A 21,800-nucleotide genomic window follows, 5' to 3' on the forward strand; every position below is an offset into this window, starting at 1 on the left:
CATTCCTCCACAGGTCGCATTCCGTGACCGCATCACATGAGCAGACGCCCGATACACGGGCGCCTGCTCATTGTCATATCGGGCGCAAACAATCAGCGGCCGCCGAACGAGCCGCCGCCGGCGCCGCCTCCGCCACCGCCAAAGCCGCTGCCCGACGATGAGCCGCCGCCGGACGCCGCCGACATCATTGACGAAAAATTGGAACCCATCTGCGAGCCGAAATCGAAGAACGACGCGCCGCCGACGCTCGCGCCGCCATCGTTCGTGAACACTGAACCGGTTCCGCTCGCCGCGCACATCGACCAATACAGCACCGGCGTCGCGTCGGCGTGCGCGTCGAGCCAGGCGGCGTCCTGCAGTTCGGCGGCGGCGCTCGCGAACTGCGCGACGACGTCCTTCGAGATGCCGAAGGCCGTCGCGTAGACCAGATATTCGCCCCACAGCGTCACGTCGAGCATCGTACGGTCCTGGAAATGGTTGAAGTCGAGCAGATAACGCGCCAGACCCTCCACCTGGCCGGCGATCTGCGCGCCCTGCGGATCGAGCGTGTACTTCGGCGCGCGGATCAGCGGGAACAGCGTCAACGCCAACGCGGTGCAGGCGACGATGCCGGTGAGCACGAACTCGCCGACGCCGAAGCACAGCAGGATGCAGACGAACAGCAGCGCCGCGATGGCGCCGAAGTCCCACCAATGCAGCGCGCGGTCGGACACCCGCACGACATGCGCATGCTGCAGCTCGCCGCGGCAGGTCTGCGTGAACTGCCGGAAACGTTTGCTCGCCTGCTTCCATTTACGCACCGTCTTGTTCATCTGCTTCGTGTCGAAGACGTTGGATCCGGTGCGCTCGCCAATCTCCAGCAGGATGTCGAGCAGCGTGCGTTCGGATGCGCACAGTCGCGTCGTGGCGGGGTCGCGTTGGTCGAAGGCGGCGGGCAACAGCACGAAGGTGCACTGCTTCATCGCCTTGCGGCACGGGTCGTCGTCGAGCATGTTGAGCCGCACCATCGCCATCGACGGCGTCGCCGACGTCAGGTCGATCGGCGGCTGCCCGTTCTCGCCGTCGTACAACTTGATCCTGCCGGGGAAGACGGCGACGATGCGCTTATTGACGAGTGCCATCAATGTGGCCGCCATCGCCGGCAACGTCGCCGCTTCGCCGTTGCCGTAGCCGACGACGATGTTGTACAGCCGCGCCGCGGCGCCCGGACTGAGCGCCGGCGCACCGCGCCAGTATTCGATCGGGCCACGGTAGCGGATGCCGCGCAGGATGCGCGCACACTGCAGATACGCCATGACGGTGCAGACGAGCCACAGCGCGGCGCCGACGCCGATGCCGACGAGCGTGAGCCGTGCGTCGCGCGTGCGCCTGCCGTCCCAGTCGATGCGCGTCTGCCGTTCGGCGGCGATCGTCGCGTCCTTCGTCGATGTGTCCGCCATGCGCATGACATACGGCGTGACATCGTTCGCCGTCATGCTCAGATAGTCGACGTACATGCGCGAACGGACGTCGGTCGCGCGGAATTCGAAGCCGTCGTCGATGCGGTGGATCGACGAGTCGGGACCTTCGAAATGCAGCCACGCCCACGAATCGCCGTCGTCGAGCGGCTGCGGATAGTGCACGCGCGAGGTGAGCGTGCCGATCGGCACCGCATTGTCCTTCGAGACGGGCTCCCACTGGAACTTCGTGACGTCGTCGTAGGAGGTCGCGACGTTGTCGAAGGTCATCTCGACGCGGAAGCGCATGCTCGACGCATGTTTCGTCTCCGGGATGTTCCAGCCGATCTCCACCGTCTGCTTGTGCGGGTCGGCCACGTTGTCGGTCGGTGCGATCGACGTGTATTCGGTCAGCGGCGACTGCTTCGACTTCGGCTTCTCGACGTTCGCGATGTACCAGGTGCCGGCGTGCTCGCTGTTCCAGCCGTGCGCGCGACGCACGTCCCTCGGCTGCACGATGTCGCCCTACGCGTAGATGTCGCCGGTGTCGAGCTGCTCCACCGAGATGCCGCTGATGCCGGTCAGCTGGTTGGAATCGAGCGTGTAGCGTTGGTAGATCTGGCGCCACGGCTGTCGTTTCTTCTGCTTGTCGAGCTTGACGTCGACCGTCTCGACGATATGCAGGCTGCCGTCATCCTCCACGGTCACGTCATAGTCGAGCGAACGATAGGTCATGCGCGCGTCGCGGCCGCTGTTCGCGATGCCGGCGAGGATGATCGTGCCGGCGAATCCGAAGAGGAGTGCGGTGAGGACCGTCGTGACGATGGCCAGCAGGAGATTGCGTTTGCATGATCGGGATGAACTGACTGTGCTAGTGCTCATGATGGTTGCCGGCGCCTTTCTTGGGTGCGCATGGCCGGCCGCTGCTTGTTCGGTGTGCGGTAAATAATGAAGATTGTGGCATAGGAGGGGAGCGGTGAGGGGCGGCGAGTCCATCTCCTGAGAATTTCGCGCCGGCTGGAGCGGGATGCGAGCGGGGTGCGGGTGGGATGCGGATGGATTCGTCGACGGTGCCGATGGGTCGGGACGGAAATGGGGCTGTTTGCGTCCCGGGTTGTCGGTGGCGTCGATGGGTCGGGACGTAGCGGGTGGGTTCGTCGTGCTGGTCGATGGGTCGGGACGGGAATAGGGCTGTTTGCGTCCGGGTTCGTCGGCGGTGCCGATGGATTGGGACGGAGACGGAATCTGCAGATGGGACGGTAGGCGTTTGGCGAAATGGCACGGCGGTATATTTGGCGGAAAGGAACGGTGGCCGTCGCCGCGGTGAGGTGACGGCGAACAGAGGCAGAGGGGGAAGCGGATGGCGGATGGAACATGGCAATCATGTCCGAATTGCGGGATGAACGTCTCAGAGGATGCGGCGGTTTGTCCGAACTGCGGCATGCCGCTTGATGCTGCGCCGGTGCCGGATCGGACACGGGTCGCGACGGGCATGACGTCCGCCATGGATGAGACGGCGACCTTCGTGTCATCGGTGCCTCCTGCACCGTCCGCTCCATCTGTGCCATCGGCGCCGCCGGTCGTGGACGTGCCGACGCCGGTGCCGCAGTCCGAACCACCGCATGACGACCGCCAGGTGCATGGTCCAACACATGGTCACAAGAAGGCCATCATCATCACGGCGATTGTCGTGGCTGTCGTCATCGTCATCGGCGCAGTCGGCGGCTTCATCTGGAATCGGCGTCATCAATCGGAACTGGCGCAGGCGCGCGAATCCTGCACCGCCGCCGTGCAGGCACTCGAAGATCAGTACGAGGAGTCGCAGAAGGAAGTCGACGAAGCGCAACAACTGGAGACGTTGTCGGCCGATGATGTGGCCGATGAGGATACGCTCAAGGAACTCAAGGACGCAATCAATCGGTATCACCAGTTTTCTGGCGACAAAAGCGGCCTGACCTGTGCGGCGGATGCGCATAAGGATGTGCTCGACTATGTGACGCGGCAGGCGCGTTCGCGCGCCGCCACGCAGCGCGAGGATGCGCAGGCCGTCGGCAAGGCGGCCGAGGCGGTGCAATCGTCGCGCAAAGCGCAGCAGAAAGCCGATGCGAAAGCCGCCGAAGATGCGGCCGCCGAGGCGAAGCACAAGCAGGAGCAGCAGGAGGCCAAGGAGCAGGCGCGCAAGGCGCAGCGGACGAACGAAAATCAGGAATCAACGACTTCGTCGGCGCGCGCCGACGGCGAGAACATCGACGGCGATTGGCTGTCCTACCCGAAAAACGGCAAGCGGGAGTACATCAACGTGCGCTACGGATTCAGCGCGCAGATTCCCGAGGATTTCGCGATCGTGACGCCTGGACCGGATAACGGCGACGGTCAGACGTTCGTGGATAAGGATCTGGACATGCGCATCACCGTCAGCGCGATGCACAATGCTCTGGATACGACGCCGCAGCAGACGCTCGCGACGTACAAAAGGGAATATGACGTCAGCTACAGTCTGATCAAAGGCGACGTCATGGTCGCCACCTGGGCACAGGACGGCGACGTGCATTATGTGCGGGAGATCATCGGGGATAAGGCCATCAGCATGATTGAACTCATATATCCGGAAACCAACCATGCCTCATGCGACCCGATTCTGGAGGAGACGGCGCCGACATTGACGGCCCCGTATGCGCACGGCGGCGCGGACAGGTGATGTTGACGCCGTCGGTGTGCGGTTTGCGTCCGGGATTGTCGGGCTGGGCGATGGTTCAGGACGGGAACAGACGTCTTAGCGTCCGGATTCGCCGGCGGTGTCGACGGTTCGGGACGGAGACGGGCCTGTTTGCGTCCGGGGTTGTCGGTGGTCTCGACGGATCGGGACGGAGCTGAGGCAGTTTGCGTCCGGGGTTGTCGGTGGTCTCGACGGATCGGGACGGAGCGGGTGGGGTCATCGGGCTGGTCGATGAACCGAGACGGGAATGGGCCTGTTGGCGTCCGGATTCGTCGACGGTATCGACAGTTTGGGACGGAAATGAGGCTCTTCGCGTCCGGGGTTGTCGGCGACGTCGATGGTTTGGGACGGAAACGGGTCTGTTGGCGTCCGGATTCGTTGGGGCCGTCGACGGATCGGGACGGTGCTGGCGTGCAACACTCGTGCAATAGTGGCGCTCGCATGCCTGAAGAGGCGTGTATGTGGGTGAAGTCTGCGAAAGCCCGGAATCGCAGGCGTTGTTCAGCGCAATCTCAGCGCGATCGCATCCGCACATCCGCCCGTTTCTGAACAGCGCCAGAAAACAGAAAAACCGTCGAAAACCCAATGTTTTCAACGGTTACACGAGTGGAGCTACCCGGGTTCGAACCGGGGACCCTCTGCTTGCAAAGCAGATGCGCTACCAGCTGCGCTATAGCCCCGAACGGGGGAACACGTGAGAATGCTCCCCACGTGGGCCCGGGAGGACTTGAACCTCCGACCTCATCCTTATCAGGGATGCGCTCTAACCACCTGAGCTACGGGCCCGATTCGATTGCGCTAGACGCAACAGATAAAGAGAATACACTTCGGTGTGTACTTGCGCAAATTGAGCATCGTTCGGCGTGTCGTCGTTGCCGATGAGGCCGTTTTGCGCCGGATCATGGCCGTCTTGGGTCTGCTGTGTTGTCGTGCCGCGGTATCGTGCATTCCATATTCACGCGGGCGGTGGATAGAGATCGCGCAGACGATAGGCGTCGCGTCGACTTCTCGCGGACTGACGGCGTCGTCGTCTTCGTGAGGCGCGGGGTGCGCGGAAGGGCGCGGGATGCGCGGGGTGCGCGGAGGGGGCGCAAAAGACGCAAAAGACGCGAAAGACGTGGCAAAACGGTGCGGAAATCCGCCTCCATGACCTTCTCTGCAACCCACGCGCATTCGAACATATGTCCGAATGCGCGTTGATAATGCTCATATGTCTTTCCGTGGAATGCCCCGTGCCCGTTCGTTCCCCCGGCCGTCGCAGCGTGCGCTGATTTCGCGCGAGACGCTCAATGTCGACGGGCTGCAGGTGATGGTGCTGCGCAAAAACAACCGCAACATGTATCTGCGCATCAAGCCGCCGTACGGCGCCGTCGAAGTGACCGCGCCGGCGCGCATGCCCGAACAGACGATCGTCGATTTCGTGCGCGACCGCCGCGAGTGGATCGATGATGCGCTGCGCAAGATGGCGGCCGCACGCTCGCGCACCTTCGCGTCGGTGAACGTCGATCCGTCGGTGCCGTCGTCGTCGATCGCCGCCACCGAAGCCGAGGTCTCCGTCGCGCGTGAGGCGACCGGGGCAAGCGATGCCGATGCTGGTTTCACGTGGAACGAGCAGTATGTCGAGAAGGCGCGGCGCTCGATCGAACAGCAGATTCCCGCGCTGCTGGAGAAGTGGACGCCGATCATCGGCCGTTCTCCGTCGAAGATCACCGTGCGCGCGATGACGTCGCGTTGGGGCTCGTGCACGCCGAAGACGTCGCGAATCCGTCTGAATCTGCAACTCGGATTGATGGATCCGAAGTTCCTCGAATATGTGCTCGTCCATGAGCTGACGCATCTGTGGGAGCACGGCCACGGCGCCGCCTTCCAGGCGCGCATGAGCGACGCGCTGCCCGAATGGAAGGAGTTGCGCCGCGAACTCAATCGCTGCACGATCTTCGAAGTGCCGCAGATGCAGCGCTGACTCGCCGCCCGCCGCTACTGTCAGCGCGCGTGTTCGACGTCGACGCATTCCGCGGCGGCTTGCGCTTCGATGATCGCGCGCAGCCAGTCGGCGAGCCCGGGCTCGATGGCGTCGTAATGCGCGCGGAATCGCGGATCGGCGGTGTCGTTCACACTATCGGCCACGCTGTCATCACACTGTCATCACACTGTCATCACACTGTCACATCACTATCACATGATAGTGTGAATGACGGTGTGGATGACAGTGTGGCTGTGATGCGGTGTCGAGTCGCGGTCGTCTACGCACGGTCAGCTGAGGGCGTGAGGGGTTGCTCATGTGCCGCACAACGGCTGATAATACAGCCATTCGGCCATCGGTCGGCCGTGAGCATACGACATGAGCATACGAAAGGAATCCAGCGATGGAATCAGTCAACGAAGTGCGCATCGAGGAACATGACGGCAGCTTGCCCACCGTGCTGATGATCGTCGGCTCGCTGCGCAAGAAGTCGTTCAACAGGCAGCTCGCGCAGTTCGCCGCCGGCGAGCTCGCCGACCGCGCGAACGTGCGCACACTCGACTGGCGTGAGGTGCCGGTGTTCATTCAGGACGAGGAGTTCCCGACGCCGGAACCGGTCGCGTCGGTGCGCGCCGAGGTCGCCGAGGCCGACGCGATCTGGATTGTGACTCCCGAATACAACCATGGCATGCCGGGAGCGCTCAAGAATCTGTTCGATTGGCTGTCTCGGCCCGCGGAGGACGGCTCGCCGTCGCCGATCGTCGGCAAGATGATGACGATGAGCGGCGCCGCCGGCTCGAGCTGCGCGCGCGACTGCTTCTCGACGTGGCTGCCGGTGCTCAACGCGCTGAAGATGCGCATCGCCCCGGCGACGTTCACCGGCGTGGCGTTGAACCGCGAGATGTTCATCAGTGACAGGCTTGACCTTGACGACGCGGCGAAGGCCTCGATCCGCAACCAGGCCGACGCAGTGATCGCGTTGATCAATCAGGAATGATGTGACGACGTCGCCGCGTATCGGGGGAGTGCGAGCGCACATCGTGTACGCAGTCATCGTCGGTCGGCGGTGCGCAGAATGCGGCGGAACACAACAGAGAAAGGGCCGGGGCTGCGCTGTTCGCGGCCCCGACCCAACACCGAGAGAGAAGGAAAAAGGAGATGTTCAGTTATCTCGGTTCGCGTCTTCCGTGAGCCGATGGCTTTACGATACGAAGCGCGCCTTGAGAAAACGATGACGGAAGCTCAAAATTCACTGTTGATTCACATGGATTCCGGTGAAAGCGCGCGAATGTGCTCACGGCGGAGTGTGCACGCGCGTCTTACGCTCGGCAGCAGCGATATCGTGAAGCGGCTTGGCAGACCGCGCGTCATCGATATGACAATATGACGTAATCGTCAGGCGAACAGCAGACGCAGGCAGACACGGTCGAACATAGACAACAGAGGGAAGTGGCGGATGGCACAGACAATCGATATCACCGGTGCGCGCGTGCACAATCTCAAACGGGTGGACGTGCAGGTGCCGCTCGGCAAGATGGTCGCCGTCGCCGGCGTCTCCGGTTCGGGCAAATCGTCGCTTGCGCTCGGCGTGCTGTACGCGGAGGGGTCGCGGCGGTATCTCGAGGGGCTCTCCACGTACACGCGTCGGCGCATCGCGCAGAGCGGCGAGGCGAAGATCGACGCGATCGAGCATGTGCCGCCGGCGCTCGCGCTGCATCAGCGGCCGAGCGTTCCCGGCATCCGCAGCACCTTCGGCACGATGAGCGAGCTGCTCAACAGTCTGCGGCTGATGACGTCGCGACTGGGCAACTACAGCTGCCCGAACGGCCATGTGCTCAATCCGACGCCGAACGTCGCGCTCGAACGGCCGATCATCTGCCCGGTGTGCGGCGAACGGGTGCAGGCGCTCGGCGCCGAGGACCTCGCGTTCAACTCGGGCGGCGCATGCCCGACGTGTTCGGGCACCGGCATCGTGCGCACCGTCGACGAGTCGACATTGATCGCCGACCCGAATCTGACGATCGAACAGGGTGCGGTGGCGCCGTGGCGCTCGCTGATGTGGTCGATCATGGTCGACGTGTGCCGTGAGATGGGTGTGCGCACCGACGTCCCGTACAAGGACCTCACCGACCATGAGAAGGAGATCGTGCTGCACGGCCCCGCCGAGAAACGGCACATCCTGTACCACTCGAAGAAACTGAACCGCGCCGGCGAACTCGACTTCACGTATTTCAGCGCCGAGCGCACCGTGCTCAACGCGCTCGACAAGGCGAAGGACGCGAAGGCGCTCAAACGCGTCGAGCCGTTCATCAAGGAGGAGCCGTGCCCCGACTGCCACGGCACACGCCTCAACGAGCGCGCGCGTACACTGCCCGTCGACGGCAGGACGTTGCCCGAACAGTGCGCGATGCAGCTCGACGACCTCGCGGCGTGGGTGCGCACGGTGCCCGCGTCGATGCCGGACGACATGCGCGAGATGGCGCAGGCGATCGTCGACGAATTCACGCGCACCGCGCGTCGTCTGCTCGAACTCGGCCTCGGCTACCTGACGCTCGACCGTGCAGGATCCACACTATCGACCGGCGAGCGTCAGCGCATCCAGCTCGTGCGTGCCGTGCGCAGCGAACTGACCGGCGCGATGTACGTGCTCGACGAACCGTCGATCGGCCTGCATCCGGCGAACGTCGACGGTCTCATCGGCGTCATGCGTGATCTCAAGGAGCAGGGCAACACCGTCGTCGTCGTCGACCATGACGTGCGCGTGCTGCGCGACGTCGACTGGATCATCGAAATGGGACCCGGCGCCGGCGCGCACGGCGGCACCGTGATCGCGCAGGGCACCGTGGACGACGTCGAAGACGATCCGCATTCGCTGATCGGCCCGTTCCTCGCAAGCGAACGTGCACGCATCGTACGTCCGCAGACGGCCGCCGACGCGATGTTCGACGAAGGCGACATCGAAATCAGGACCTCGCCGCTGCACACCGTGCACGCGTTGGATGCGCACGTGCCGAAGCATCGTCTCACCGTCGTCACCGGTGTTTCGGGATCCGGGAAGACGACGCTCGTACTCGAAAGCCTCGTGCCGGCGCTCAGCGCGAAGATCGCCGACGAACAACTGCCCGAGCATGTGCGCACGCTCGACGCTCCGGGCATCGACCGCGTCACGATGATCGACGCGACGCCGATCGGCGCCAACGTGCGCTCGACCGTCGCCACCTACAGCGGCGTCCTCGACGACCTGCGGCGGCTGTACGCGCGCACCGACGAAGCGAAGACGCGCGGACTGAAGGCGGGCGCGTTCTCGTACAACACCGGCTCGCTGCGCTGCCCGACCTGCGACGGCACCGGACAGATCACGCTCGACGTGCAGTTCCTGCCCGACGTGGACATCGACTGTCCCGACTGCCACGGCACCCGCTACGGCGACCAGGCGGGCGAGATCACATGGACGCCGAAGGACGGAGGCACGCCGGTGTCGCTGCCGGACGCGCTCGCGATGACGGTCGACGAGGCGATGGACACGTTCGCCGACCAGAAGCGCATCCATGCGAAACTGGCGACGCTGCACGAACTCGGCATCGGCTATCTGACTTTAGGTGAAAGCACGCCGGCGCTGTCCGGCGGCGAGGCGCAGCGGCTCAAGCTCGCGAGCGAAATGGGACGCGCGCAGGAAGGTACGTTGTTCGTCTTCGACGAGCCGACGATCGGTCTGCATCCACTCGACGTGCGCACATTGATCAGTGTCTTCCAGAAACTCATCGACCACGGCGCGAGCGTGCTCGTGATCGAACACGACCTCGACATGATCGCGAACGCCGACTGGATCATCGACATGGGTCCCGGCGGCGGCGAAAACGGAGGCGAGATCGTGGCCGTCGGCACGCCGACGCAGGTCGCCGCGAATCCGCTCAGCGCGACCGGCAAGTATCTGGCGCCGTGCGTCGGCGTGACGCGGAGGTGAAGGCTGTGTGTGTGGGCGCGGTGTGTGTGGGCGGTGTGTGGGTCGGTTGTGATCGGAGTGGGTGCGGGTCGCCCCAACACGTTCGCTAAGGTGACTAGTTGCGACTGGATTGGGTGCGGTCTGCACCAGTCTCGTTCGCTTAGCGTGCCGATAGTGATCGGACCGGGTGCGGTTTGCACCTGCCTCGTTTGCTTAGCCGTGGCGCCGGCCGGCGCCGGCCGACCCGCAATCACTGCCGTCCTTTTCGCTACGCTTCGTGGCAGCGTCGACGGCCGCTGAGATGAACGCATCGCCTCGCCCCCGCCGCTTCTATGCTGAAGGGACACCGTGCGACGAAGGAGTGAGAAAGGCGGCGACATGGGTTTTTCGCAGCGGCATCCGTATCTGTTCTGGCAGCTCGTCGGCTGGGTCTGTTGCTCGTCGACTTCCTGTTCGTCGTCATCGCGGTGTTCAACGATTTTGGCGAATGGTGCTATCCGATCATCGTGTTCACATTCATCGCCGTGTTGTTCGCGATCATCGGCTCCCCGTTCTTCATCTATTTCTCGCGCAGAACGAAGGACTCGCGCACCCGCTCATCCGCTGAGGAACGCGTGATTCGCAACGACATCACGTCGATCGTCATGCTGCGGAGGAAGCCGCTCGCCACGCTTGTGTGCATGGCTGCGATCGCATTGGTGATAGGCCTGGCGTATGTGACCTATGTGCTCGGCGAATACGGGCATATCCTATTGGGCTTCGTGTCGATGGTGTTCATGATCGTCATCCCGTTCGTTGTGGGAGAGCAGTATCTCGCGTTCGTCAGAAAACGATTCATCGTCGTCAAGAACGCCGCGTTGTATGTGGACGTGAACGATGTCTACTACCCGTCCGACTTGCGGTCGAAGCGCATGCCGATTCTGCCATTGCCGACCGAACCTTCCGACGCAATGCTCGATTTCCTCTACAACTGGCTGCGCCGATATCTGACAGGCGACCGGCTCACGCTCATCAGTTGCACGTATGCCGATCTGTACGGCGTCGGCATCGTGATCGTCGATGACGGCACGGCGGATGGTTTGGAGTTGAACGGCCCGTTGATCGCGATTCCTGAATATCAGCTCGATTTGAGCGGTGCCAACCGTGCGCAGTTCGACAAGGAATGCAAGGCGCTTGGCGCGTTCGGTTTGCCGGCGCAATCCCAAACCGCGGGCATCTGCATCGAGGGCCTTGCATGACGCGGCATGGCGGGATCAGGATTCGCTGCTACTGACGGCGCAGGCGAATTCCTGCATCATACAATGATGCAACGGTTGAAAAATCAGGTGTTCCGGCGCGGGCTGGACGCCTCTGACGGAAGGACATCATACTGTGAAGACAGCTATCTTTGAGTCGGCGCGTCATATGGCCGTCGAGGAGGCGCCGATGCCTGCGATCGAGCAGCCGGATGACGCGATCATCCGCGTCGTGCGCGCCTGTGTATGCGGTTCCGACCTGTGGCCGTTCCGCGGCATCAACCAGACCGAGGAGCATTCGGCGAACTCGGGTCATGAGGCCATCGGCATCGTCGAGGAGGTCGGCGACGCCATCACGTCGGTCAAGCCCGGCGATTTCGTCATCGCGCCGTTCACGCATGGCTGCGGCCGGTGCCGCGCCTGCCGCGCCGGCTTCGACGGCTCCTGCATGGCGCATCCGGACAATTTCTCGATGGGTGCGCAGGGTCAGTACATCCGTTTCCAGCATGCGCAGTGGGCGCTCGTCAAGGTTCCGGGACAGCCGGAGGACTACAGCGAAGGCATGCTCAAGAGCCTGCTCACGTTGTCCGATGTGATGGCGACCGGCTACCATGCCGCCCGCACCGCGCAGGTCAAGCCCGGTGACACCGTCATCGTGCTCGGCGATGGCGCCGTCGGTCTGTGCGGCATCATCGCCGCGAAGATGATGGGCGCCAAGCGCATCATCTCGACGAGCCGTCACGACGACCGCCGCGCGCTCGCGCAGGAGTTCGGCGCGACCGACAACGTCGCCGAACGTGGCGACGAAGGCGTCGCGAAGCTGCTGGAGATCAGCGACGGCAGCGCCGACGCCGTCCTCGAATGCGTCGGCACCGACGCCTCGTTCCAGGAGGCCGTGTCGGTCGCGCGTCCGGGCGCGTTGATCGGTCGCGTCGGCCTGCCGCACGGTCAGCAGATCAGCGGCGAGGGTACGTTCTACCAGAACGTCGGCGTCTACGGCGGCCCCGCGTCGGTCACCACCTACGACAAGTCGGTGCTGCTCGACGCCGTGCTCAACGCGGACATCAACCCGGGCAGCGTGTTCACTTCCGAGTTCCATCTCGACGACATCCAAGCCGCCTACGAGGCGATGGATCAGCGCAAGACGATCAAGTCGTATCTGGTCCTCGACTGACGGTTGGATGGCCGGCGCCCGGAACCGTGCGCGCCGCCACAAGCGTCGTGCGTTGCCGCGTTGTGCGGTATCGCGCATCGCTGATGCGGCATGAGCGTCGTGCGTTGCCGCAAAGTGTGGGGGTGCGCGACGCTGACGGAACGTTAACGTCGTGCGATGCCGTTTTTGTGCGGCCGCACGACGCTGGTGGGACGTATGCGTCGTACGGTGCCACGATGTGTGACAACGCGCGACGCTAACGCGGCACAGGCGTCGTGCGGTACCGCAGTGTGTGTGGACGCGCGTCGGTATTGCGTCGCGAGCGTCGTGCGATGCCGGGAAGTGTGCGATCGCACGACGGAATGGAAGATGTTGGCGTCGTGCGGTGCCGCGATCTGCGCGATCGCGCGACGGAGGCTGGTGGCGGTTGTGTATGGCGTAGCGGCTGTGCGCTACATGAAACATTCCATTGCGGCGATTGCGGTCAGTTTGTTGTCGTCGATGACGTCGCGGCCGTAGGCGTCGAGGAAACGGTTGCAGTAGGCGTCGGTATGTAGGTTGAACCAGAAGGTCCACGCACCCCAGAACACGTCGATGTGACGGTCGGAGAGACCGGCGTGGTCGAGGTCGATGAAACCCGAGAAACGCCAGTCGTCGAGAATGATGTTCGGTAGGCAGTAGTCGCCGTGGAGGAGTGCGTTGGTGTGTAGCGAACTCGCGGCTTCGGCGGCGATGCGATGTGCGTCGTCGGCGGTGATTGTTGGGAAAAACTGCGCGTCGAAATGGCCGGATCTCCATCCGCGCTCGACGTTCTCGAGATACCGCGTGCGCACGTCGGGGATGTCGAGTTCGACGATACGCTCATGTTGCACGTGGAACAACTCGTGCAGCGCGCGCAGGCGGCCGGCGAGCAGATCGCACAACCGTTCCGGTTCCGCAAGATAGCGTGCGTTTGTGCAGTCGTCGCCGATGACCGCGCGCGTGACAAGCCAGTCAGCGCTCGCGTCGTCTCCGAACAGATATTCGACGACTTCAGGGCCGAGACCAAGTTCGTGGAACGCGGCGTCCATATGCGTTTCGTGGGCGAGCGAACCGGCTGCCGCAGTCTTCACGAACAGTGCGTCGGCGTTGGCGTCCGCGTCCTCTGTGCTGAGTGCGTAGACGCGCGCTTCGGGCGAACTACTCGTGTCGTGGATCGCGTACCCGCGCGCGAGACTGCGTATGCTCGGTGGCGCGTCGGGAATCGTCGGGATTGGTGTGCGGTGCATGGTGCGGCTCCTCGTGTGCGTCGTGCGATGGTACCAGCATAGAAGAAGAGCACTGATGGATTCAGGTGTCGCGCAGTGCTGCAAAGTGCGCGGTTGCGCGTCGCTGAGGGCGCGTTAGTGTCGCGCGGTGCTGCAGTGCGCGCGGTCGCGCGACGTTGGAGGGGTCGGTTGCGTCGCGCGATGCCGCGAACTGTGCGGTCGCGCGACGGCTGCTCGCGCAGTGTAAGAATACGGGTGCGGCGCTCGCGGTGTGCCCACAATGCAAGAGTGCGTTCAAGAGTGCATGATGGACAGGGGTGGTCATGACGGGCAACGAAGACGTGGCGCGTGCGGAAGATACGGAAGATACCGAAGTGGTCTGCCCATACTGCGGTTCGCGGAATATTGCGGACATCCTGTGCGGTATGCCCGCGTTCGACGCGGAACTGCGGCGCAAGCTTGATGAAGGCAAAGTGGCGCTGGGCAGTTGTGCGATCGAGTTCGACCGTCCCATGCCGAGTCATCACTGCAACGATTGCGGCGAAGAGTTCTGACGTGTACGGAAGACGTCGATTGATCGACCATCCTGCGTTTCCCACTGTGCCCAGCCGTTGCAGGAATGACCGGTCGCGAACGCTGCGGCTTGTGACGGCGAACTGAAGTGCGCGTTCGCGCGCACGGTGCCGTCAGCGGCAACGTTGGCGCGCCGCAGTTCGCGTGCGTGGTCGCCTACGCTGTCGCTGTCATGTTCGGCCACTTGCTGCCCCGCGCGTATTGTGAGCGTACCATCCTCGACGACCATCTCCACATGCAACGGCGGTCGTTTTCTGTTGAGATAATAGATACCGTCGGGAATGCATTGGATGTCTGTATTCTCCTGATGGTTTTTCGCGGCGTCATCGAAGACTTTGCTCTTGGATTCAGTGCTCGACTTCGGATAGATTTGACGACCTTCGAATGACGAGAGCAGTTCGATTGCGAGATTGATGTCGAGTGCGAACAGTTCGGATCCGGGGACGCGCGCCTTCGAGAAGATATCGTCGAGCATACGTTCCTTCTCGTCGTAATCCTCGACTTCGATCGCGAACCTGCGCCGCAACCCTGTCACGTTGCGGTACCCGTTGTGCTCAAGCTCGTACATGCGACTGTCGAAACGATCCGTCGTCGTCTTGCCGATCTTGATCAATCCAGACACGACCGTCGACATCACGTAGAGTACGCCTGCGGACATGGGAGGCTCCTTTGGGGTGGAAGGTGTGGTGACGGAGGTTCCGAAAGAACTGTCTTCGGAACCTCCGCACGTTTTCACCGGGCAGTTGGTTGCATGATCTATTGTGGCAGTCTCAATGAACGATTCAATCCGCGGTCACGATGTCTACAATTTCATTGAGAGCAGCGTCAATCTGTAAAGTGGATGGCAGAACAAAATGTTCACGTTTTGCTGTGATCTCCTCGAATCGTGGCTGGAGGAAATCTCGAATGGTTTGTTCCTGCTGCTCAGATTTCACAACCTCCATGATGAGATTCTTCATATCCTCGGAAGATGTTTGATTGAGCCCCTCAATCAGCTCATCGATCTCAGATCCGCTCAGTAGGTATTCGGAACAGAGACAGCTAATCATGGCATTGAAGAAACGGCCGATGCGGACGGCGTCGTCTTCATAGAAGATATCGGCAGCTCCTTTAATGGCCATGGATCCCACAACTCCACCGACCATGCCGCCTGCGAATCCGATCACGGTCCCGACTCCTGGGGTGACAGCGGTTCCAGCAGCGGACGCTACTTTGGCTGCAGCGATGCCGGCGCCCACTGAGCCTGCGGCCGCTCCCAACATGGAACTCGCTAACATCACCATGTTCTTGGTGTATTGTGCGGTGGAGATCTTCTTGTCAGCCATGCGCATCGTATCGGGGATGGAAAACACTGCGAATGAGATCGCAGAGGTAATAACATTGTTGCGCATGATCTTAGCCAAATGTTTGGAGGCGGCTGCGCCATGAATGGCTTGTTTGCCTGTCAACGCACGGATGCCGTTCACAATCGTCGCCGAACCTCGATATCCGATGATATTCGCAGTGAGATGCTGTGTAGGAGTTATGAGTACGTGTGACAAGCCGGTACGCGCCAGTTGGTTGGTGAGCATGTGTTGGATGAACGTCAGCCCGAATACTTCCGCTCCTGCTACAACACCGGCTTGGATGGATGCGTTGATATCTCGCTTCTCTCGATACGCGCTATACGCGGCTGAGAGGAAAGAGATGCCAAACGCGCATGTGCATACCACGATTCCCGTTGCTGCATCGTAGGCAAGCGATTCGATTGTGCCCGGCTTGGTGAGATTTACTGCTTGTTGATAGGTGAGACGTCCTTTTCTGACAATGTTCTGTGCCTCTTTCGGGTCGGTCACACCAGGTACTTTTCCATCGGCAATTTTTTTCTCGAATTTATGCAGAATGGTTTCATATTGATCTTTGGGAACTTCGAGTTGCATCGGGCTTCCGTCGGCCATGTAGCGGTACATGTGGCTCTGTGGGTCGAAGGCCGCATCTATGGAACCTTGGGCGGTCTTATAATACTTGGTTTGAATACGCATGCCATCCACGACACGATCCGCACCGTTCTTCGCGTTGTCCCTACCGGTGATCACGGCATCCAGACCGTGCAACCGGTCGAGTTTATTGATTGCTTCTTCGGCCATCTCGCCATGACCGGCGACATGGGCATGATTCTGCGCAAGCACGGCTTCTTCGGACAGGATTGTATTGGCTGCCATGTTTATGCTGGCATTGGTACCTTGTGAAGGACCAGTGGCATGAGCTGTGTCCACCACCTCGGTGGTGCCGTACTGTTCTTCTGCTTCGAGAAGCCGTGTTTCAACGGGTTCTTCTTCCGGGGCAAGCCTCTGGCATGTTTCGATGAAGGTTCCTCGGCATTCGGGATTGACTTTCCACGCCATATTCTCGTCTGAGTTGGCAATGAACCATGTGGGATCAAAGGAGTCCCATTTCACATAAATCAGTTTTGACTTTTCCGCATCTTCTCCGGAAGGCATGATTGATTCGTCTGTTTTAATGAAGATTCCCTGATCTGTAGAGACAATGCCACTTGGACGTAAATCGAATTCAGCATCCATCCACAGGATCTGCTGTTCGCGTGGGATGGGGAACAGTGTCTTTGCTTTGTCGCATATTTTGTAATTCAGGTCAACAGGTGATGGGCCGAGGGCTTGCAAAACCGTTTGTGCTGTGGTTTCCTGAAGTGATTCCTTAGCAACCTCAGCGCTATGTATGCGCTCGTCCTCTTTCTGCTGTGCTTGCGGGTCTTTGCGTATTTGTGCTGCGTCGATGGCCGAGGAAACCGAAACGGAAGCCTGTGAGATATGCTCTGCAGACCAATGAGCGGCATCGCTCATGGAATCTCCCAGCTGTGACGCTTTCTGCCCGACGTTCTTCCCGAAATCACTCTCCGCGATCGCTTTCGCATTGTGTTGGACTTTCTCGGTCACTGAGGTAGCTGTATGGGTGACTTTTTGCCCGATGTGGGTTTTAGAGGCTTGTTCAAGCGCTTCCGACCCCTTGGCGGCGAGCTGTTCGGTTACTGGTTTGAGTTTTTCTCCGGCCGCTTTGGCTTGCTCTGCCGCCTTTACTGCGGCTTTCTGTGCGCTTTCGCCGAGTTTCTTGAACAATCCCATATCTGCCCTTCCTCGCGTATCTTCGACTCTATGGTAATGCATCTTGGTGCGCATTACTAAGAACAACAAAATCGAACTGCGTTATTGAGTATGGTGCAGGTTTTGAATTCTTCGAAAATCTCCCATTCCACAATTGCAAGGGAGTATCTCAAGACTGATTTTGTGAAAACCTTGGACTGCTACATGTAATAAGACTTATGGGAATGTGAGTGATTTACATGCATGCAAGATATGACCTAAATTCGTGACCTAAATCATTGGGGTGAATGTCTGATTTAATACATTTTATTTTTCCAATGTCTTGGTATAGTCGTAGTACATCATCTTTCCATTCGAGTCGGCAGACAGGGCATCGTAACGTTTCTTCGGATTCCCCACTGGGATTGAACAATTCCAATACGGAGACACTATTATTTGGTTCTCCTGTCCAATAAGTGGCTATAGCTTCGGTTCGCTTGATTAGGAAAGCGTGATTGTGGCATTTCGGGCAGATGGCTATATCTACGAAGACTGAGATGTGGGGATACTGTTTGCGCTGCATGAGTTTAGTGTAACTGCGAGCAATTCTACGTATTTGCTTGCGATATGTGTTATGGCTGACGGTTACTGATTTGTCAAAAGCTGCGCTAAGGTAGTGTTCAAGAAGTTCTGTTAACGCAGAGCTGTCTCGAGAATATGTGCCTGTAAAGTATTGATGTTCCATACTGTTGTCTCCGTATACAGCGTCAACGTACTGGCAAAGGTATGAGAATGCGGTAGCGGGGCGGATTGATTGTGTATGCATGTAGTGTCGATGTAAAACGTCATTTCTCTCGTCAATTAGTAATTTTGCATAATGCCTGATCGAATTAAGTGTTTCTCCAAGATTGTCGTTTTTAAAATGTTCCTTTTCGATATCTATGTATTTTTTGAGCATCTCTGCAGCGCCGCACATTTGCAGTGATACGAGGGCGTTGATATCGACTTTGTTCACATCGTTGTCCTGTAATGCGGATAACGCAATGCTTTCCCGGTTTCTTGTCCTTAAGGATTTAGAGGGCACTGCGTCAGAAGGGTTATGCTCTATCACTTTCCCTGTAATGAACATCTCTGCGCACATGGCGGCATGTGTGCATGTCTCATACCCGTCTTCATCGTATTCGCGTAGATTGGGATTCTGCAGCAATTTCACTCGCTGAGCGTGGTAGCTGGCCGCTTCGTAGAAGTGAGCGGCATATAGTTCTTTTAAAGTTGTCATAAGTTGGGTTTAACCGCCTTGCTCACTGATTCCCTCATCGTCTATCGTATGCGTTGCTTTCCGCAACAAAGATCTACTTGAACCGAGACTGTGGCTTGTACTCAAAATCGGGGTATTCTGCTGTGATTTGCTTGAAGTGCGCGGTGGCGCAATCGATCTTTGCCCGTTCTGGGTCACGTGTGTTGGTTTGGCCTTTCTGCCCACCTTTGGTTTCGACTACAAGATAGAGCCTCTTCGTGCCGTCGTCCTCTTCGCGGACATATGCCCAATCGGGATTGTATGGTCCGAAAGGTGTGTCGATGGTGAAGGTCGGCGGCAGCTTGGTGCAGACCAGAATTTGTTCCACTTTATCCAACTCAAGGGCATACGGTTTTTCAATGGTGGTTGAATCGTATACCACATAGTCATAAAGCCACTTCTGTATATGGCTGGGCTGGAATGCGTTCTGTTCCAGATACCCTTTTCGGTTATGGGGGATGAGGATCTGTTCGGTATACCATTCATCTTCAGGCAGCAGGGTATAGGAGATTCCCTCAGCCAACACGTTGGTCTTGGCCACGGAAATGGCATACGCCACTTGTGTGATGAATGCGCTGGGGTCAATCGGGTACTCATCCAAACGCCCACTGTCTTCCAGGATGCGCTTCAACGATGCGCGAGTCAGTCCAACAATGTCCTGCAATGCGCTGATTGGATCGGGCAGTTTGTACTGCAGGGAGTCACTCATGTTCATCAATGACTCACGCTCGTCGTCAGTAGATACGCCTGCCATGTCGATGTTCAAATCAGCTCGCACACTTCGCACCTTGGGAGGCGTGATTTCCTCCATACGCTGTATCCATTCCACCGATTCAGCGATCAGTTTTTCCTCATCGACGTTGAGGCGATACGTACTGCGTTGGCGGATCCTTTGCCATAGTTCTTGGAACGCGTCACTGTACAGCGCTTCATCACGAATCTCGATGGTCACTTCTTCTTGTTTGTTCTTGATGGTGAGATTCGCCGCACGCTGCAGGATGATCTCTTCAATGCCTTGGCGGACCGCTTCGAACTCTTCGGGGAGCTCGAGTGTGTGCTGTTCGACACGCTGTTTGAGTTCCGGCAGAACCTTGCCCTGCTTGTTGATGAGCTTATTGGATTCCAAATATTTGTAGAGTGCGCGCGATTTCTCAAACCCGAGAGGCTGGGGTACGGCAGCTGCACCTTGTGCCATGTCGAGATTGGTGAAGGATTCTGGGGCAAGGGCGCCAAACCGGTAGCCTGCTTTGGTGAATTCCTTCTGCAATCCGTTGGCGAAGTCGATATACGATTCGTTGGCGATTACGGTGAGCGTATTGGCTTCGGGGTCGTGAAGGCGCACACCATCCTGATTGACGCACAGACGCAGACCACGTCCGATTTTCTGTCGCTTGGTCATCGTGTCCCTGGTCTCGACCAATGTGCAGATCTGGAACACGTTGGGATTGTCCCAGCCTTCCTTGAGCGCGGAATGGCTGAAGATGAACGAATAAAGCGTGCTCGGATTCGATTCATCCGGCAACGACAACAACGTTTCCTTGTCGCGCATGATCAGTTCGAAGGTGTCGGTATCCGCTTCCGTACCTGCCGAGCCGCTGGAGTTCTTGAAGCGCTTGGTCTTGCGGTCCTGGGCGAAGTAACCGGTGCGTACCGTTTTTGGATCCTCCGGGATCGTAATGCCGCTTTTCGCAAAGCGGCGCTTCCATCTCTCGCTTGCGATGAGCTTGCGATACTCTTCGTCGAACATCCTCGCGTACTCGCCGTTTTCGACCATGGTTTCGCCACTATCGCCGGCGTCAAGGTATTCGCGGTATTTCGCCACCTCGTCGATGAAGAACAGCGAGAGCACCTTCACGCCTTGGGGCTGCATCTCTACTTGCTTCTGGAAATGGTTTTCGATGGTCCGCCGAATCTGGGCACGCTTGACAAGCGTCACAGAGACGTCGCCTTTGACCTGCCCCACCTCGAAATACTCGTCATTCGAGAACGTGACGGATTCGAAGCCCTCTTCTGCGTCGATGTTGCTCACGATCCACCCATCGCGGTAATCCGGGTTTTCTTTGCTGGCCTCATACAGGTCGGTTCCGGTCTTCACGGTGACGGTTTTGCGTTTTTGGCTGCCGTCTTTTTGGAGCACGTCAATGGTCATCTTCGCCGAATATGAAGGTTCGGATTTCACGCTGTCCAACTTCACATAGGCGCCGTTGAGGTTTTCCTCCGCCAGAACCGAGTCGACGCAGATGCCCTTGACCAGATGCTGCTGGAACGCGTCCACCGGCGTGAGCTCGTAGATCTTGTTGTAGGACTCCTTGAGCGTGGCCGAATACCGCAGCACGAACAACGGATTCAACGATTCGATGGCCTTCTTGGCTTTGGTGGTGTTGTCTACGCTTTGCGGCTCGTCGATGATGACGATCGGATTGCACTCCGCCACCATTTCACGAGGGGAGCGGCCGCCGGCGAGCTTTTCGCTCACACGATGGAATATATTGGATTTGTCTTCGTCTCCATCCGATTCAAACGCCTTGTTGAAGGCGCCGATATTGATGATCATCACCTCAATCGATGCCGATGTGGCGAAACTGGACACGTTGCCCATGTTTTTCGCGTCATACACGAAGTAATCAAGAGGTTGGCTGTCATACAGGTCCTTGAAATGCTTACGGGTTGTCTCGAAGGTCTTCCGAACTCCCTCCCTGATGGCGACTGAGGGCACGACAATGATGAACTTCGTCAGACCGTAGCGCTTGTTCAGTTCGTAGATCGTGCGAATGTACACATAGGTCTTGCCGGTGCCGGTCTCCATCTCAATCGAGAAATCACGCAACCGGCCGTCTGTGCGGACTTCCGTCGGCGGCAGATTGTTGGCGGCTTGCACGGCATGCAGATTGTGCAGCAGGTCGAGGTCGGAGATGCGCACATGGTTCGCATACCCGATTGTCGGAGACTCATTCAGATTCAGCGCCCCCTGTTGGGCATTGGGCGTCAAACCGGGTACCGGCAGCTCAAGCTGCATGGCGTCATACACCGCCGAAGATGTTGCCTCCTCCACAGTGAAGCTGGAAGTGGAGAAGCGCTGGTCGCGGAACAGGTCAATCGTGGCGGCAATGGCATCGAGCTGATATTGCTGGTCATCGGAGTATTTGAGTGTCAGCGTCAT

The 21,800-nt window shown here is 59.4% G+C and carries 15 protein-coding genes, 2 tRNA genes and 1 pseudogene; 8 read left to right on the forward strand and 10 right to left on the reverse strand.

Annotated elements, in window-relative coordinates; translation table 11 throughout:
* Positions 1-92: 92 nt before the first annotated feature.
* Positions 93-1,952, reverse strand: coding sequence for a DUF2207 domain-containing protein (locus BcFMB_RS02530; RefSeq protein ID WP_157775035.1), 1,860 nt, complete (start codon positions 1,950-1,952; stop codon positions 93-95).
* A gap of 9 nt (positions 1,953-1,961) precedes the next feature.
* On the reverse strand, positions 1,962-2,318 hold the full coding sequence (locus BcFMB_RS02535) for a DUF2207 domain-containing protein (RefSeq protein WP_024540145.1): 357 nt from the start codon (positions 2,316-2,318) through the stop codon (positions 1,962-1,964).
* Between the two features lie 478 nt (positions 2,319-2,796).
* Here BcFMB_RS02535 and BcFMB_RS10035 point away from each other — a divergent pair.
* Both BcFMB_RS10035 and BcFMB_RS02540 read left to right on the forward strand, forming a co-directional pair.
* Positions 2,797-2,880, forward strand: a pseudogene (locus BcFMB_RS10035) (zinc ribbon domain-containing protein); the annotation flags it as partial.
* Between the two features lie 117 nt (positions 2,881-2,997).
* Positions 2,998-4,134: a hypothetical protein gene (locus BcFMB_RS02540; protein ID WP_232513857.1), complete on the forward strand. Its 1,137-nt coding sequence runs from the start codon at positions 2,998-3,000 to the stop codon at positions 4,132-4,134.
* A 625-nt stretch (positions 4,135-4,759) separates the two neighbouring features.
* Here the strand turns inward: BcFMB_RS02540 and BcFMB_RS02545 are convergent.
* Positions 4,760-4,832 (reverse strand) — tRNA-Ala (locus BcFMB_RS02545).
* A 32-nt stretch (positions 4,833-4,864) separates the two neighbouring features.
* A tRNA-Ile gene (locus tag BcFMB_RS02550) sits at positions 4,865-4,938 on the reverse strand.
* A gap of 424 nt (positions 4,939-5,362) precedes the next feature.
* On the opposite strand from BcFMB_RS02550, the gene BcFMB_RS02555 reads away from it, so the two are divergent.
* The gene (locus BcFMB_RS02555; protein WP_024540143.1) at positions 5,363-6,115 is read left to right on the forward strand and encodes a M48 family metallopeptidase; all 753 of its coding nucleotides are present in this window, start codon (positions 5,363-5,365) and stop codon (positions 6,113-6,115) included.
* A 20-nt stretch (positions 6,116-6,135) separates the two neighbouring features.
* Here BcFMB_RS02555 and BcFMB_RS09475 read toward each other — a convergent pair whose 3' ends face one another.
* The gene (locus tag BcFMB_RS09475) at positions 6,136-6,279 is read right to left on the reverse strand and encodes a TipAS antibiotic-recognition domain-containing protein (RefSeq protein ID WP_156097563.1); all 144 of its coding nucleotides are present in this window, start codon (positions 6,277-6,279) and stop codon (positions 6,136-6,138) included.
* A 239-nt stretch (positions 6,280-6,518) separates the two neighbouring features.
* Between BcFMB_RS09475 and BcFMB_RS02560 the strand changes: the two genes are divergently transcribed.
* From BcFMB_RS02560 to BcFMB_RS02575, 4 genes are all read left to right on the forward strand, one after another.
* On the forward strand, positions 6,519-7,112 hold the full coding sequence (locus BcFMB_RS02560; RefSeq protein ID WP_099720957.1) for an NADPH-dependent FMN reductase: 594 nt from the start codon (positions 6,519-6,521) through the stop codon (positions 7,110-7,112).
* A 459-nt stretch (positions 7,113-7,571) separates the two neighbouring features.
* Positions 7,572-10,079: an excinuclease ABC subunit UvrA gene (locus BcFMB_RS02565; protein WP_099720958.1), complete on the forward strand. Its 2,508-nt coding sequence runs from the start codon at positions 7,572-7,574 to the stop codon at positions 10,077-10,079.
* Positions 10,080-10,738: 659 nt separating this feature from the next.
* Positions 10,739-11,296, forward strand: a complete 558-nt coding sequence (locus BcFMB_RS02570; RefSeq protein ID WP_157775037.1) for a hypothetical protein — start codon at positions 10,739-10,741, stop codon at positions 11,294-11,296.
* 166 nt (positions 11,297-11,462) lie between these two features.
* Entirely contained in the window at positions 11,463-12,467 is a 1,005-nt protein-coding gene (locus BcFMB_RS02575; RefSeq protein ID WP_198405450.1) for an alcohol dehydrogenase catalytic domain-containing protein, read from the forward strand.
* Positions 12,468-12,898: 431 nt separating this feature from the next.
* Here BcFMB_RS02575 and BcFMB_RS02580 read toward each other — a convergent pair whose 3' ends face one another.
* Positions 12,899-13,714, reverse strand: a complete 816-nt coding sequence (locus BcFMB_RS02580; protein ID WP_099720961.1) for an aminoglycoside 3'-phosphotransferase — start codon at positions 13,712-13,714, stop codon at positions 12,899-12,901.
* Between the two features lie 302 nt (positions 13,715-14,016).
* Between BcFMB_RS02580 and BcFMB_RS02585 the strand changes: the two genes are divergently transcribed.
* Positions 14,017-14,247, forward strand: a complete 231-nt coding sequence (locus BcFMB_RS02585) for a hypothetical protein (RefSeq protein ID WP_099721701.1) — start codon at positions 14,017-14,019, stop codon at positions 14,245-14,247.
* On the opposite strand, the gene BcFMB_RS02590 is transcribed toward BcFMB_RS02585, so the two are convergent.
* The 4 genes from BcFMB_RS02590 to BcFMB_RS02605 form a co-directional block, all read right to left on the reverse strand.
* The gene (locus BcFMB_RS02590) at positions 14,217-14,924 is read right to left on the reverse strand and encodes a DUF4357 domain-containing protein (protein ID WP_099720962.1); all 708 of its coding nucleotides are present in this window, start codon (positions 14,922-14,924) and stop codon (positions 14,217-14,219) included. The two genes, BcFMB_RS02585 and BcFMB_RS02590, sit on opposite strands and share 31 nt — an antisense overlap.
* A 124-nt stretch (positions 14,925-15,048) precedes the next feature.
* Positions 15,049-17,385: a Tim44 domain-containing protein gene (locus tag BcFMB_RS09480; protein WP_157775039.1), complete on the reverse strand. Its 2,337-nt coding sequence runs from the start codon at positions 17,383-17,385 to the stop codon at positions 15,049-15,051.
* A gap of 214 nt (positions 17,386-17,599) precedes the next feature.
* Entirely contained in the window at positions 17,600-18,622 is a 1,023-nt protein-coding gene (locus BcFMB_RS09485; RefSeq protein WP_198405436.1) for a hypothetical protein, read from the reverse strand.
* A gap of 73 nt (positions 18,623-18,695) precedes the next feature.
* Complete coding sequence (locus BcFMB_RS02605; protein ID WP_099720965.1) at positions 18,696-21,800, reverse strand: restriction endonuclease; 3,105 nt, start codon at positions 21,798-21,800, stop codon at positions 18,696-18,698.

It is taken from the genome of Bifidobacterium choerinum, from assembly GCF_002761235.1.
In the GTDB taxonomy this organism is placed as follows: domain Bacteria; phylum Actinomycetota; class Actinomycetes; order Actinomycetales; family Bifidobacteriaceae; genus Bifidobacterium; species Bifidobacterium choerinum.

What these genes read in the sequence shown, in the direction of transcription:
- BcFMB_RS09485 (WP_198405436.1), bottom strand. Translation starts at nt 18,622, where the DNA reads ATGACAACTTTAAAAGAACTATATGCCGCTCACTTCTACGAAGCGGCC.
- BcFMB_RS02570 (WP_157775037.1), top strand. Translation starts at nt 10,739, where the DNA reads ATGGCTGCGATCGCATTGGTGATAGGCCTGGCGTATGTGACCTATGTG.
- BcFMB_RS02535 (WP_024540145.1), bottom strand. Translation starts at nt 2,318, where the DNA reads ATGAGCACTAGCACAGTCAGTTCATCCCGATCATGCAAACGCAATCTC.
- BcFMB_RS02555 (WP_024540143.1), top strand. Translation starts at nt 5,363, where the DNA reads ATGTCTTTCCGTGGAATGCCCCGTGCCCGTTCGTTCCCCCGGCCGTCG.
- BcFMB_RS02560 (WP_099720957.1), top strand. Translation starts at nt 6,519, where the DNA reads ATGGAATCAGTCAACGAAGTGCGCATCGAGGAACATGACGGCAGCTTG.
- BcFMB_RS02590 (WP_099720962.1), bottom strand. Translation starts at nt 14,924, where the DNA reads ATGTCCGCAGGCGTACTCTACGTGATGTCGACGGTCGTGTCTGGATTG.
- BcFMB_RS02585 (WP_099721701.1), top strand. Translation starts at nt 14,017, where the DNA reads ATGACGGGCAACGAAGACGTGGCGCGTGCGGAAGATACGGAAGATACC.
- BcFMB_RS09480 (WP_157775039.1), bottom strand. Translation starts at nt 17,385, where the DNA reads ATGGGATTGTTCAAGAAACTCGGCGAAAGCGCACAGAAAGCCGCAGTA.
- BcFMB_RS02575 (WP_198405450.1), top strand. Translation starts at nt 11,463, where the DNA reads ATGGCCGTCGAGGAGGCGCCGATGCCTGCGATCGAGCAGCCGGATGAC.
- BcFMB_RS02580 (WP_099720961.1), bottom strand. Translation starts at nt 13,714, where the DNA reads ATGCACCGCACACCAATCCCGACGATTCCCGACGCGCCACCGAGCATA.
- BcFMB_RS02565 (WP_099720958.1), top strand. Translation starts at nt 7,572, where the DNA reads ATGGCACAGACAATCGATATCACCGGTGCGCGCGTGCACAATCTCAAA.
- BcFMB_RS02605 (WP_099720965.1), bottom strand. Translation starts at nt 21,800, where the DNA reads ATGACGCTGACACTCAAATACTCCGATGACCAGCAATATCAGCTCGAT.